The sequence below is a fragment of the Saccharothrix lopnurensis genome, from assembly GCF_042658445.1.
GTDB lineage: Bacteria > Actinomycetota > Actinomycetes > Mycobacteriales > Pseudonocardiaceae > Actinosynnema > Actinosynnema lopnurensis.
Map to the genome: position 1 here is coordinate 47,199 of NZ_JBHSQO010000055.1, position 12,612 is coordinate 59,810.

General features: G+C 72.7%; 12 protein-coding genes. 8 read left to right on the forward strand and 4 right to left on the reverse strand.

Going from position 1 to position 12,612, the window contains the following annotated elements:
- Positions 1–52: 52 nt before the first annotated feature.
- Positions 53–1,621, reverse strand: coding sequence for a polyprenol phosphomannose-dependent alpha 1,6 mannosyltransferase MptB (gene mptB / locus ACFP3R_RS33035; protein WP_380642086.1), 1,569 nt, complete (start codon positions 1,619–1,621; stop codon positions 53–55).
- A 110-nt stretch (positions 1,622–1,731) separates the two neighbouring features.
- Here mptB and ACFP3R_RS33040 point away from each other — a divergent pair, with 110 nt between their 5' ends.
- The 8 genes from ACFP3R_RS33040 to ACFP3R_RS33075 are packed head-to-tail and all read left to right on the forward strand — an operon-like array spanning position 1,732 to position 8,338.
- Positions 1,732–2,433 carry a helix-turn-helix transcriptional regulator gene (locus ACFP3R_RS33040; protein WP_380642055.1) on the forward strand — a complete coding sequence of 234 codons (702 nt, stop codon included), beginning with the start codon at positions 1,732–1,734 and terminating at the stop codon, positions 2,431–2,433.
- On the forward strand, positions 2,430–3,875 hold the full coding sequence (sufB, locus tag ACFP3R_RS33045; protein ID WP_380642058.1) for a Fe-S cluster assembly protein SufB: 1,446 nt from the start codon (positions 2,430–2,432) through the stop codon (positions 3,873–3,875). Before ACFP3R_RS33040 ends, sufB begins: the two co-directional genes overlap by 4 nt.
- Position 3,876: 1 nt before the next feature.
- The gene (gene sufD / locus ACFP3R_RS33050) at positions 3,877–5,052 is read left to right on the forward strand and encodes a Fe-S cluster assembly protein SufD (RefSeq protein WP_380642060.1); all 1,176 of its coding nucleotides are present in this window, start codon (positions 3,877–3,879) and stop codon (positions 5,050–5,052) included.
- Positions 5,049–5,369: a non-heme iron oxygenase ferredoxin subunit gene (locus ACFP3R_RS33055; RefSeq protein ID WP_380642062.1), complete on the forward strand. Its 321-nt coding sequence runs from the start codon at positions 5,049–5,051 to the stop codon at positions 5,367–5,369. The genes sufD and ACFP3R_RS33055 overlap by 4 nt, the downstream gene beginning before the upstream one ends.
- A 38-nt stretch (positions 5,370–5,407) precedes the next feature.
- Positions 5,408–6,181 (forward strand): Fe-S cluster assembly ATPase SufC, encoded by a 774-nt coding sequence (gene sufC, locus ACFP3R_RS33060; RefSeq protein WP_380642065.1) that lies wholly within the window; start codon positions 5,408–5,410, stop codon positions 6,179–6,181.
- A 46-nt stretch (positions 6,182–6,227) separates the two neighbouring features.
- The gene (locus tag ACFP3R_RS33065; protein ID WP_380642067.1) at positions 6,228–7,505 is read left to right on the forward strand and encodes a cysteine desulfurase; all 1,278 of its coding nucleotides are present in this window, start codon (positions 6,228–6,230) and stop codon (positions 7,503–7,505) included.
- Positions 7,506–7,949: a Fe-S cluster assembly sulfur transfer protein SufU gene (gene sufU, locus ACFP3R_RS33070; protein WP_380642069.1), complete on the forward strand. Its 444-nt coding sequence runs from the start codon at positions 7,506–7,508 to the stop codon at positions 7,947–7,949. It begins immediately after the preceding gene.
- Complete coding sequence (locus tag ACFP3R_RS33075) at positions 7,946–8,338, forward strand: metal-sulfur cluster assembly factor (RefSeq protein ID WP_380642072.1); 393 nt, start codon at positions 7,946–7,948, stop codon at positions 8,336–8,338. Before sufU ends, ACFP3R_RS33075 begins: the two co-directional genes overlap by 4 nt.
- A gap of 184 nt (positions 8,339–8,522) precedes the next feature.
- Here the strand turns inward: ACFP3R_RS33075 and ACFP3R_RS33080 are convergent, their stop codons facing one another.
- From ACFP3R_RS33080 to ACFP3R_RS33090, 3 genes are all read right to left on the reverse strand, one after another.
- Entirely contained in the window at positions 8,523–10,226 is a 1,704-nt protein-coding gene (locus tag ACFP3R_RS33080) for an EAL domain-containing protein (protein ID WP_380642074.1), read from the reverse strand.
- A 68-nt stretch (positions 10,227–10,294) separates the two neighbouring features.
- Positions 10,295–11,341: a lycopene cyclase family protein gene (locus ACFP3R_RS33085; protein WP_380642076.1), complete on the reverse strand. Its 1,047-nt coding sequence runs from the start codon at positions 11,339–11,341 to the stop codon at positions 10,295–10,297.
- Positions 11,341–12,318: an MASE1 domain-containing protein gene (locus ACFP3R_RS33090; RefSeq protein WP_380642078.1), complete on the reverse strand. Its 978-nt coding sequence runs from the start codon at positions 12,316–12,318 to the stop codon at positions 11,341–11,343. The genes ACFP3R_RS33085 and ACFP3R_RS33090 overlap by 1 nt, the downstream gene beginning before the upstream one ends.
- Positions 12,319–12,612: the final 294 nt, after the last annotated feature.

Consider the following 12,612-nt stretch of genomic DNA (forward strand, 5'->3'; position numbering starts at 1 on the left):
ACCGGTTACACCTCGGAGCGGTCGGACCCCGGCCGGTTCCGCCCGGGAGCGCTCACACGGAGCCGGGCAGCGGGTCGCGCCGCAGCAGCGGGACCACCTGGCGGCGCGCCACCAGCACGCACACCGCGAACGCGATCACCGCGCCCACCAGGGCCTGCGGCACGATGTAGGCGCGGCCGTCGAACGCCGAGCCGGTCGGCGGCAGCACCACCGCGATGACCGCGCTGGCGGTGGTCGCGAACACCCGGAACCGGCGCGCCAGCACCGCCGTGGCCAGCGGCAACGCCGCCCACAGCACGTACCACGGCTGGAGCACCGGCCCCAGCACCAGCACCGCGCCCAGGCCCGCGCCCAGCCCGTTGACCGCCTTGATCCGCCCCTGGAACGCCTTCCACAGCAGCGCCGCCGCGATCGCCACCGACACCGCCTGCGTCACCAGCCGCATCAGCACGATCATCGACTCGGTGTGGTTGCCCAGCTTGAGCACCAGCCCCAGCCCGCCGCCCAGGAACCCCATCGCGGTCGGCGGCGACATCCAGCTCTTGACCTCGGAGGCGACGCTCAGCGTCTGCACCCAGCCGAAGCCCAGGCCCGTGCCCACGCACGTGCCCACCATCACCAGGCCGGAGACCAGCAGCAACAGCAGCGCCGCGCGCACCAGGTCGGAGAACCGGCCGCCGCAGCGGCGGGCGATCATCACGCCCAGGAAGCCCAGCGCCAGCGCGGCCGGGATCTTCACCGCCGCCCCCATGGTGATCATGGTCGCGCCGAGCACGATCCACAGCAGCTCCTCGCGCGTCATGGGCACGCCGGGCGTCGTGGGCATCCGGCGCAGCGCCAGCTCCAGGCCGACCAGCATCAGCCCGATCGCCAGGCCCTCGTTGTGCACGCCGATGACCAGGTGGAACAGCACCAGCGGGTTCGCCGCGCCCAGCCACAGCGCGCTCACCGGCGGCACGCCGAACCGGCGCGCGAGCCGGGGCAGCGCCCACACGATCATCGCCAGGCCCAGCAGCACCAGCAGCCGGTGCAGGAACACCCCGGGCAGCACGCTGTCGCCGGTCACCATCGAGATGACCCGCCCGGCGGCCAGGAACAGCGGCCCGTACGGGGCGGGCGTCTCGCGCCAGATGTTGGGCACGTTCTTGGTCAGCGGGTGCTCCACGCCCAGCGCCGTGGCCGGTCCCAGCTCGTAGGGGTCCTGGCCGTTGGCCGCGATCTGCGACTGCGCCAGGTAGCTGTAGACGTCCCGGCTGAACATGGGCAGCACGAACACCAGCGGCGTGATCCACATCAGCAGCGTGCGGTCCAGCTGGCTGCGCGACACCAGCCGCGGCCTGCCCGGACGGGCGAACCGGCCCAGCCACAGCCACGCCGAGACCACCATGAACATGCCGGTCCACACCACGGCCATGGAGGCGGTGGGCATCCGCACGAACAGCCCCAGCAGCGGCGTGCCCGGCAGCGGGCTGAACACCGGCGCCGCGCCGGACCCCAGCGAGCCCACGACCAGCAGCAGCGCGCCGACCGTGCCCCAGCGGCGGATGATGTCGAGCTGACGGCGCTCCGGCGCGTCCAGGGGCGCCGCCTCGCCGATCTCCACCCGATCGCCCGTCACCATTCCGCCCGCCGTCACGCCGGAAGGGTATCGACCACCCCCGCCGGGTGAGTCGGGTCACCCGATGCGCGGTGATCTTTGCGAGCACCGGCGAAATACGCAACACTGGTGTTGTGAAAAACGTCGGGGAGTCCCGGACCGTGGTGCCCGCCGGGCACGACGGGCGGACCCGGCACGCCGTGGCGCGCCTGCTGCTGGAGCAGGGCCCGGTCCCCGCGGCCTCGGTCGCGGAGCAGCTGGGCCTGAGCCCCACCGCGGTGCGCCGGCACATCGACGCGCTGGTGGCCGACGGTGAGGCGACCGGCAGGGAGGCCCCCCGGAGGGGGCAGCGCGGCCGGGGTCGCCCGGCCAAGCTCTTCCTGCTGACCGAGCAGGGGCGGGCCCGCTTCGGGCACGCCTACGACGACCTCGCCGTGGCCGCGCTGCGGTTCCTCGCCGAACAGGGCGGGGAGGAGGCGGTACGGGCCTTCGCGCGGCGACGGGTCTCCGCGCTCGTCGAGCAGCACCGGGCGGCCATCGTGGCCCAACCCGACGCCGCCGGACGGGCCAAGGCCCTGGCGACCGCCCTGAGCAGGGAGGGCTACGCTGCCTCGGCGCGGCACGTGGGGGCGGGGGAGCAGCTCTGCCAGCACCTGTGCCCCGTCGCGCACGTCGCGGCCGAGTTCCCGCAGCTGTGCGAGACCGAGACGGCGGCGTTCGCCGACCTGCTCGGCACGCACGTGCAGCGCCTGGCCACGATCGCGCGCGGTGACGCCGTGTGCACGACGCACATCCCGAACACACCCCGGATCCCGAATGGAGGGGAGCCCGCATGACTGCCGCTGCCGAGCAGCGCACCACCACAGCCCCGCTCACCCAGGAAGAGACCCTGGCGAGCATCGGCAACTACGAGTTCGGCTGGTCCGACTCGGACGTGGCAGGCGCGAGCGCCCGCCGGGGCCTGAACGAGGACGTCGTTCGGGACATCTCGGCCAAGAAGAACGAGCCGGGGTGGATGCTGGAGCACCGCCTGAAGGCGCTGCGCCTGTTCGACCGCAAGCCGATGCCGACCTGGGGTTCCGACCTGTCGGGCATCGACTTCGACAACATCAAGTACTTCGTCCGGTCGACCGAGAAGCAGGCGGCGACCTGGGACGACCTGCCCGACGACATCAAGAACACCTACGACCGGCTGGGCATCCCGGAGGCCGAGAAGCAGCGCCTCGTCTCCGGTGTCGCCGCCCAGTACGAGTCCGAGGTGGTCTACCACAAGATCCGCGAGGACCTGGAGGAGCAGGGTGTCGTCTTCCTCGACACCGACACCGCCCTCAAGGAGCACCCGGAGCTGTTCGAGGAGTACTTCGGCTCCGTCATCCCGGCGGGCGACAACAAGTTCTCCGCGCTGAACTCCGCGGTGTGGTCCGGCGGCTCGTTCATCTACGTGCCCAAGGGCGTGCACGTCGACATCCCGCTCCAGGCGTACTTCCGGATCAACACCGAGAACATGGGCCAGTTCGAGCGCACGCTGATCATCGTCGACGAGGGCGCCTACGTGCACTACGTCGAGGGCTGCACCGCGCCGATCTACTCCTCGGACTCGCTGCACTCCGCGGTCGTGGAGATCATCGTCAAGAAGGGCGGCCGCTGCCGCTACACGACCATCCAGAACTGGTCGAACAACGTCTACAACCTGGTCACCAAGCGCGCCAAGGCCGAGGCGGGCGCGACCATGGAGTGGGTCGACGGCAACATCGGCTCCAAGGTGACCATGAAGTACCCGGCCGTGTTCCTGATGGGCGAGCACGCCAAGGGCGAGGTCCTCTCGATCGCGTTCGCGGGCGAGGGCCAGCACCAGGACGCGGGCGCGAAGATGGTCCACATGGCGCCGCACACGTCCTCCACGATCGTGTCGAAGTCGGTGGCGCGCGGCGGCGGCCGCACCTCCTACCGCGGCCTGGTCCAGGTCAACAAGCGGGCGCACCACTCGAAGTCCACGGTCAAGTGCGACGCGCTGCTGGTGGACAACATCAGCCGCTCGGACACCTACCCCTACGTCGACGTCCGCGAGGACGACGTGTCGATGGGCCACGAGGCCACCGTCTCGAAGGTCTCCGAGGACCAGCTGTTCTACCTCATGTCCCGCGGTCTCAACGAGGACGAGGCCATGGCGATGATCGTGCGCGGGTTCGTCGAGCCCATCGCGCGCGAGCTGCCCATGGAGTACGCGCTGGAGCTGAACCGCCTGATCGAGCTGCAGATGGAAGGGGCCGTCGGCTGACATGGCCGTCACCACCGAAGACCAGCAACACGGCCTGACGGCCCACTCGCACGGCGCGGGCGCCCCCGTGTCGTCGCGCGCGGACCACTTCGCGTCGTTCGACGTGGACGCGTTCGAGGTGCCCGGCGGGCGCGAGGAGATCTGGCGCTTCACCCCGCTCAAGCGCCTCGCCGGCCTGCACAGCGGCGCCGCGGCCACCGCCCCGGCCGCCGTCGCGGTCGTCGCGGCCGAGGGCGTGACCGCCGAGACCGTCGGTCGTGACGACCGGCGCCTCGGCGTCGCCGGCACCCCCGGCGACCGCGTCGCCGCCCAGGCGTGGTCCTCGTTCGCCGAGGCCACCGTCATCACGCTGCCCGGGGACGCGAAGTCCGAGGCGACCACCGTCACCGTCACCGGCCCCGGCCGGGACGGCGTCGCCTACGGCCACCTCCAGGTGCACGCCAAGCCGTTCGCCGAGGGCGTCGTCGTCCTCGACCACCGCGGCTCCGGCGCCTACGCCGACAACGTCGAGTTCGTCGTCGAGGACGGCGCGCACCTGACCGTCGTGGCCATCCAGGACTGGGCCGACGACGCAGTGCACGTCTCCGCCCACCACGCCAGGCTGGGCCGCGACGCCTCGTTCCGGCACACCGTCATCACCCTCGGCGGCGACCTGGTCCGCCTCACCCCCGTGGTGACCTACGCGGGCCGCGGCGGCGACGCCGAACTGCTCGGCCTGTACTTCGCCGACGCCGGCCAGCACCTGGAGCACCGGCCCTTCATCGACCACGCGGTGTCCAACTGCCGCAGCAACGTGGTCTACAAGGGCGCCCTCCAGGGCGAGGGCGCGCACACCGTGTGGATCGGCGACGTGCTGATCCGCGCCGCGGCCGAGGGCACCGAGACCTTCGAGCTCAACCGCAACCTGGTGCTCACCGACGGCGCCCGCGCCGACTCGGTGCCGAACCTGGAGATCGAGACCGGCGAGATCGAGGGCGCGGGCCACGCCAGCGCCACCGGCCGGTTCGACGACGAGCAGCTGTTCTACCTCCAGGCGCGCGGCATCCCCGAGGACCAGGCCCGTCGGCTGGTCGTGCGCGGGTTCTTCCAGGAGATCCTGCTCAAGATCACCGTCCCCGAGGTGCGCGAGCGCCTGGAAGCCGCCATCGAGGCGGAGCTGGAAGCGGTGGGCGTGTGATCAGGGTGTGCCCGGTCGCCGACCTCGACGACCGCAAGCCGGTCGCGGTCGAGGTGGGCGACGAGCACACCCCCGTCCTGCTCGTCCGCGACGGCGACACCGTCCACGCGCTGCGCGACCTCTGCACCCACGCGGAGGTCTCGCTCAGCGAGGGCGAGGTGACGCGCAAGGGCGTGGAGTGCTGGCTGCACGGGTCGTGCTTCGACCTGCGCACCGGCCGCCCGTCCTCACCGCCCGCCACCGAGCCGGTCGACGTGTTCGCCGTCGAACTCCGCGGCGGTGACGTCTACGTCGACGTCACCGCCCCCACGAACTGACCGACCCCGCTCGCCACACCAGGAGAACTGAGCACCACATGGCCACTCTGGAGATCAAGGACCTGCACGTCTCGGTCGCCGCCGACGAGACGTCCAAGGAGATCCTCAAGGGCGTCGACCTGACCATCAAGGCCGGCGAGACCCACGCCATCATGGGTCCGAACGGCTCGGGCAAGTCCACCCTGTCCTACGCCGTCGCCGGCCACCCCAAGTACCGGGTCACCTCCGGCAGCGTGCTGCTGGACGGCGAGGACGTGCTGGAGATGAGCGTGGACGAGCGCGCCCGCGCCGGCCTGTTCCTCGCCATGCAGTACCCGGTCGAGGTGCCCGGCGTGTCCATGTCGAACTTCCTGCGCACCGCCGCCACCGCCGTGCGCGGCGAGGCCCCGGCCCTGCGCCACTGGGTCAAGGAGGTCAAGGCCGCGATGGGCGACCTCGACATCGACCCGGCGTTCGCCGAGCGCTCGGTCAACGAGGGCTTCTCCGGCGGCGAGAAGAAGCGCCACGAGATCCTCCAGCTGGGCCTGCTCCGGCCGAAGATCGCGATCCTCGACGAGACCGACTCCGGCCTGGACGTCGACGCGCTGCGCGTGGTCTCCCAGGGCGTGAACCGGTACCGGGAGTCCGGCGAGGTGGGCGTGATGCTGATCACGCACTACACCCGGATCCTCAAGTACATCAAGCCCGACTTCGTGCACGTCTTCGCCGGTGGCCGCGTCGTCGAGTCCGGCGGCCCCGAGCTGGCCGACCTGCTGGAGTCCGAGGGTTACGTGAAGTACACCGGGAACCAGGAAGCCGCCGCCATCGGCTGACGTTGCACCCCACGTGACCTACGTACCGAGAGGAGGCGCCGGAGCCGTGACCACCACCGCCGCTCCACTGGACGTCGCTGCCGTGCGCGCGGACTTCCCTATCCTGGGCCGCACCGTGCGGGAGGGCAAGCGGCTGGTCTACCTGGACTCCGGCGCCACCTCGCAGCGCCCGAGGCAGGTCCTCGACGCCGAGCGGGCGTTCCTGGAGACCGCCAACGCCGCCGTGCACCGCGGCGCGCACCAGCTGGCCGAGGAGGCCACCGACGCCTACGAGGCCGCGCGCCGCAGGATCGCGCGCTTCGTCGGCGTCGACGAGGGCGAGGTCGTGTTCACCAAGAACGCGACCGAGGGCGTCAATCTCGTCGCCTACGCGATGGGCAACGCCGCCACGGCCGGACCCGAGGCCGAGCGGTTCCGCCTCGGCCCCGGCGACGAGATCGTGGTCACCGAGATGGAGCACCACGCCAACCTCGTGCCGTGGCAGCAGCTGGCTGCCCGCACCGGCGCCGAACTGCGCTGGTTCGGCGTGACCGACGAGGGCCGCCTGGACCTGTCGGACCTCGACGCGCTGGTCACCGGGCGCACCAAGGTCGTGGCGTTCACCCACCAGTCCAACGTGCTGGGCACCGTCAACCCGGTGCCCGCGCTCGTGGCCGCCGCCCGGCGCGTGGGCGCGCTCACCGTGCTGGACGCCTGCCAGTCCGTCCCGCACACCCCGGTCGACCTCCACGCCCTGGGCGTGGACTTCGCGGTGTTCAGCGGCCACAAGATGCTCGGCCCGTCCGGCATCGGCGTGCTCTACGGCCGCCGCGAGCTGCTGGAGGCGCTGCCGCCGTTCCTCACCGGCGGGTCCATGATCGAGATGGTCCGCATGGAGGGCTCCACGTTCGCCCCGCCGCCCGCGCGGTTCGAGGCGGGCGTGCCGATGACGTCCCAGGCGGTCGCCCTGGGCGCGGCCGTCGACTACCTCTCCGCGATCGGCGTGGACCGGATCGCCGCCCACGAGCACCTGCTCACCGAGGCGGCGTTGGCGGGCCTGACCGCGATCCCCGGCGTGCGGGTCGTCGGACCCCTGGACACCGAGGACCGCGGCGGCGCGGTGTCGTTCGTCGTCGACGGCATCCACGCCCACGACGCCGGCCAGGTGCTCGACAGCCTGGGCGTGGCGGTCCGCGTCGGCCACCACTGCGCGTGGCCGCTGCACCGCCGGATGAACGCCCCGGCCACGGTCCGGGCCAGTTTCTACCTGTACAACACGCTCGACGAGGTGGACGTGCTGCTGGACGCGGTGCGCGAGGCGCAGAAGTTCTTCGGGGTGGTCTAGTTGCAGCTCCAGCAGATGTACCAGGAGATCATCCTGGACCACTACAAGAACCCCCACGGCCGCGGCCTGCGCGACCCGTTCGACGCCGAGTCGCACCAGATCAACCCCACCTGCGGCGACGAGGTGACCCTCCGCGTGAGGCTCGACGGCGACACCGTGGCCGACGTGTCCTACGACGGGCAGGGCTGCTCGATCAGCCAGGCGTCCACCTCGGTGCTGACGGACCTGGTGGTCGGCAGGCCGGTGAGCGAGGCGTTCACCAGGATGGACGCGTTCGTCGAGCTCATGCAGGGCCGCGGCCAGGTGGAGCCCGACGAGGACGTCCTGGAGGACGGCATCGCGTTCGCGGGCGTGGCGAAGTACCCGGCGCGCGTGAAGTGCGCGCTGCTGGGCTGGATGGCTTTCAAGGACGCGGTGTCCCGCAGCGAGGGAGCAAAGGCATGAGCACCGGAGAAGACGTGGTGCGCGGCATCGAGGGCATGCCCGAACCGCCCGCGCCGAAGGCCGACGTGGCCTCGCTCGACGACCTGGAGGAGGCCATGCGCGACGTGGTCGACCCGGAGTTGGGCATCAACGTCGTCGACCTCGGCCTGGTCTACGACATCCGCGTGGACGAGGCCAACGTCGCCGTGATCGACATGACCCTGACCTCGGCCGCGTGCCCCCTGACCGACGTCATCGAGGACCAGACGCGCTCCGCCCTGGTGGGCGGCGGTGGCGGCGGCCTCGTCGACGACTTCCGCATCAACTGGGTGTGGATGCCGCCGTGGGGCCCGGAGAAGATCACCGACGACGGTCGGGAGCAGCTGCGCGCCCTGGGCTTCACGGTCTGAGACCCGGGGGCCCGGCCCACCGGCCCGCTCGACCCGGCCGGGCCTGATACCGGCCCGCCGCTCGACCCGGCCGGCCCGCTCCACCGGGCCGCCCGGCCCACCCGCTCCACCGCGCCGCCGGCCGCGCACTTCACAGGGGTCCCCTCCCGAGGGGGCCCCTGTTCCTGTCGCGGGGGCCGCGCCCCTACCCGACCGCCAGGTGCGGCCCGCCCCGCAGCACGTCCACCTGGTCACTGCCCGGCCGCCCCACCACCCAGCTGGTCCCGCGCAACGACTTCGCGTGCTCCTTCACCGGCGCCAGCAGCCGCGACACCTCGCGGTAGGACCCCACCGACCCGGCCGCGCAGATCAACGAGGCCAGCGACAGCGTCACCGCCGGCCCCTCCGCCGCGAACGACCGGTCCAGCACCCCAGCCGAGAACGGCACGAGCTCGTCCAACCCGGCCACCACCAGGAAGTCGTCCCCGCCGACGTGCCCCACCTGCACCCCGGGCAGCGCCGCCGCGCCCTCCGACAGCGCCCGCCCCAGCTCCCGGATCAGGTCGTCACCCGCCGCGAACCCCGCCGAGTCGTTCACCCGCTTGAACGCGTCCACGTCCAGCCACCCCACCGCGAACAGCTCGCCGCCCAGGATCCGCCGGTCGACCTCCCGCGCGACCGCGTCGCTGCCCGGCAGCCGGGTCAGCGGGTTCAGCGCCACCGCCTGCTCCACCTTCAGCTCCGCCACCCCGCGCACCACGTCCGCCACCCGCACCACGCCCAGGCACCGGTCGTCGTCGTCCACGACCACCAGGTCGTCGTTGGTGCGCTCCCGGTCGGCGTGCGCGACCACGTCCAGCAGCTCCAACGCGCCGGCCCCCGCCCCGATCAGCTTCGGCCTGTCCGCCAGCCGCGCCGCCTCCCGCCGCGCGTGCAGGGCGTGCCCGAACGGCCCCGTCACCGCCAGCAGGAACCGGTTGCGGTCCACCGTCCACCGCGGCCGGTCGTCCTCGTCCACCAGCACCACGCCGGTCACCGTCGGCCGGCCGGCCAGCACCTCCAGCACCTCCTCGGACGTGGCCGAGTCCGGCAGCGTCGTCGCCGGGTGCAGGAAATCGGTCACCGCCGGACCCCGGCGGCGCCGCAGCGGCGCGGTCGCGGTCCTGCTCACCGCCTCCGGGTCGCCCACCTCGGCGAGCACCGCCGAGATCGTCACGTCCACCCGGGGCCGCCGCTGCGGGCTCGCCAGCAGGTTCCCCTGCGCCAGCCGCACCCCCAGCCGGCGCAGCGCGGCCAGCTGCCCCTCCGTCTCCACGCCCTCGGCCACCACCAGCGACCCGGTGTGCTCGCACAGGTGCTGCAACCCCTGCACCAGCGCGCACCACGCCGGGTCCCCGGGCAGCGCGACCACCACCGCGCGGTCGAGCTTGATCACCTCCGGCCGCACCTCGGCCGGCAGCGACAGCGGCGAGTCACCCTCGCCGACCCCGTCCAGGCCGATCCGGAACCCGTCCTCCCGCAACCGCCGCAACCGCTCCACCAGCCGCCGCCTCGGGGCCCGCGAGTACGGCGCGCCCACCTCCACCACCACGTCCGACGGACCGCGCCCGACCTCCCGCAACGCCCCGTACAGCGGCGCGAACAGCTCCGGCCGGTCCGCCACCGTCATGGCCAGCAGGTTCACGTGCAGCGGCAGGCCCAGCCCGTGCTCCGCCGCGTGGCGCACCGCCCGGCAGGCCAGCGCCACGTCGGTGTCGGCCAGGTACCCCGCGCGGAACGCCTCCCGCAGCAGGTCCCGCACGTGGCCGTCGTGCGGCCGGGCCAGCGCCTCCACCGCCACCACCGCCCCCGTGTGGAGGTTGAACAACGGCTGGAAGGCGAAGCGGACGTCGTCCAGCAAGGCGGGCACCCACCGATCGTGCCCCTCCCCACCGCCCCCTGCCGAGAGGGTTCACCGGCTGTTCCCGGGAATTTGGCCTAGTGCACGGGGAACACCATCCGGGCCCGCATCCGCCACGAGGCCAGCCCGAACAGGCTGACCATCGCCCGGACCGTCCCGCCCAGGTCGTCGTGACCGCCGAGGTAGGCGCGCTGGTGGAGGTCCGACAACCCGAAGAACTCGTCGAAGAACTCCGGCACCTCGTCCGGGCCCATCGCCAACAGCGCCGTCAACCCGCGCATCCGCAGCGCGTGCACCGCCCGCTCCCGGGGCGACCGCACCACCGGACGACCCTCCGCCAGCGCCCGCGCCACCACCGGGGCCCGCCGCAACGAGACCGCCACGCTGTAGCCCGTCGCCGGGTGGATGAACCCCGCCGCCGCGCCGAACGCGCCCGGACCCGGCCGCGCGTCCAGCGGGATGCGCACCCGCTCCTCGCCCTCCGGCACCGGCACCCCGTGCGCCGCCAACCGCGCGTGCAACCGCAACCGCAGCTCCGGCAGCGGCAACCCCGGCCGCCGCGCCAACGACGTCTCCTCCAGCAGCACCTCGTCCGCCGACACCGGGATGGCGTAGAGGAACGTCGGGTCCGCCGTCGTCGCCGCCGGCGGCCTGCGCCAGTCCATGATCAACGCCTCGTCCGGGCCCACGAACGGCCGCGCCGACGCCGCCGGCACCACCACCCCCACCGCCGTCTGCGCCGCCCGACCACCGACCGCGCCCGTCGCCCGGACCACCTCCCCGGTCAGCACCCGCCCGTCGGCCAACCGCACCCCCGAACCGGTCCGCTCCACCACGCGGCCCGCCACCACCTCGACCTCGTCGGGCAACCGCCACAGCCGCTCGTTGTCCAACACCGAGTACGCCCGCGCCAACCGGTGCTCCCGACCGGCCACCACCCGCGCCCGCGACGCCACCAACCCCACCGGCGTCCCCGCCGGCAACTCGTCCGACCACGCCCCGTACGTCGCCCGCCACGGCCGACCCGGATCCGGGTCCACCACCGTCGTCCGCACGCCCAGCGCCGCGCACTCGCGGGCCAGCGCCCGCCCCGCCGGCCCGCCGCCGACCACCACCACGGCCACTAGCGCGCCTCCGGGGGACGTGGCGGCAGCAGGTCCCGCGACAGCAGCGGCCGGTACTGCGACACCACCTCCGACAACTGCGCCACCGTCCGCTCGATCGCCGACCGCGCCGCGTTGCGCTCCGCGATCACCGCCGACAACAGCAGCGCCGTCGTCACCGCCGTCCCGTTGAACGCCTGCAACGTCACCATCCGCACCACCAGCTCCAAACCCTCGAACGGTCCCGTGGCCCACGTCGCGGCCCGCGCCGCCAGCACTGCCGCGATCAACGCGCACGGCGCCGTCCCCATGTGCTGGAAGCGGAACGCCGCCCAGATCAGGAAGGGGAACACCAGGTACATCAACCTGATGTCCACCACCGTGGCCATCGCCATCACCGCCGCCGTGCTCGACAGCAGCGCCACCGCCTCCGCCCACCGGCGGGACGTCGGACGACAGCGGCGCAACGAGCGCGCGGCCTGCGCCAGCGGCACGAACACCAGCACCCCCAGCACGTCACCGGTCCACCACACCGACCACGTCGACCAGAAACCCGCGCCGTCGACCACCCCGGTCACCAGCAACGCGCCGCTGCCCACCGTGGCACTGACCAGCATGCCCGCGAACGCGCCCAGCAGCACGAGGGACAACGCGTCACGCGTGCGGTCCACCTCCAACCGGAAGCCCGCCCGCCGCAGCAGCAGGAAACCGACCACCGGCCCCAGCGTGTTCCCCACGCAGATCAGCGCCGCCGTTCCGAGGTCTCCCAGGGACGCGTTCACCGCGAACGCCGCCACCGCGATCCCCGGCCACATCCGCAACCCGCCCAGGAGCAGGGCGAGCAGCGCCACACCCGTCGGCGGCCACAGCGGTGTCACCTGGTCGTTGACCAGTGCCTGGAGCAACCCCAGGCGTGCGCCGAGGTAATAGCAGGCGACAACCAGCAGGAGCCGAGCCGCATAAGGACCCCACGGGCGGAGGCTGGGGAGCAGTTGCACCCGGACAGCATCCTCCGGCTACCCCCTCCACACCACGCCTAGCTGCGGAAATACCCGAACCGACCCCCCGATTTGTCTCCCGCGGGACAGGGGTGTAACTTTCTCCCTGCCAGCGCGGAACGGGCCGGATCACACCGGAACGGAGCGCGGCGAAACCCCCCGAGCGGAACAAGCGGCACACGGTGCTGCCTCAGCCCGGACGGGAACAAGAACAAACTGAATGCGAAGCGGGATCAACGCGGAGCGAAGAAGCCGGAACCGGCCGATTTGACACCGCGAAAACGAACCGGCTAA

Excerpts from the sequence above, each read along its gene's own strand:
- sufC (WP_380642065.1), top strand. The coding sequence starts at position 5,408 with ATGGCCACTCTGGAGATCAAGGACCTGCACGTCTCGGTCGCCGCCGAC.
- ACFP3R_RS33075 (WP_380642072.1), top strand. The coding sequence starts at position 7,946 with ATGAGCACCGGAGAAGACGTGGTGCGCGGCATCGAGGGCATGCCCGAA.
- sufD (WP_380642060.1), top strand. The coding sequence starts at position 3,877 with ATGGCCGTCACCACCGAAGACCAGCAACACGGCCTGACGGCCCACTCG.
- mptB (WP_380642086.1), bottom strand. The coding sequence starts at position 1,621 with ATGGTGACGGGCGATCGGGTGGAGATCGGCGAGGCGGCGCCCCTGGAC.
- sufB (WP_380642058.1), top strand. The coding sequence starts at position 2,430 with ATGACTGCCGCTGCCGAGCAGCGCACCACCACAGCCCCGCTCACCCAG.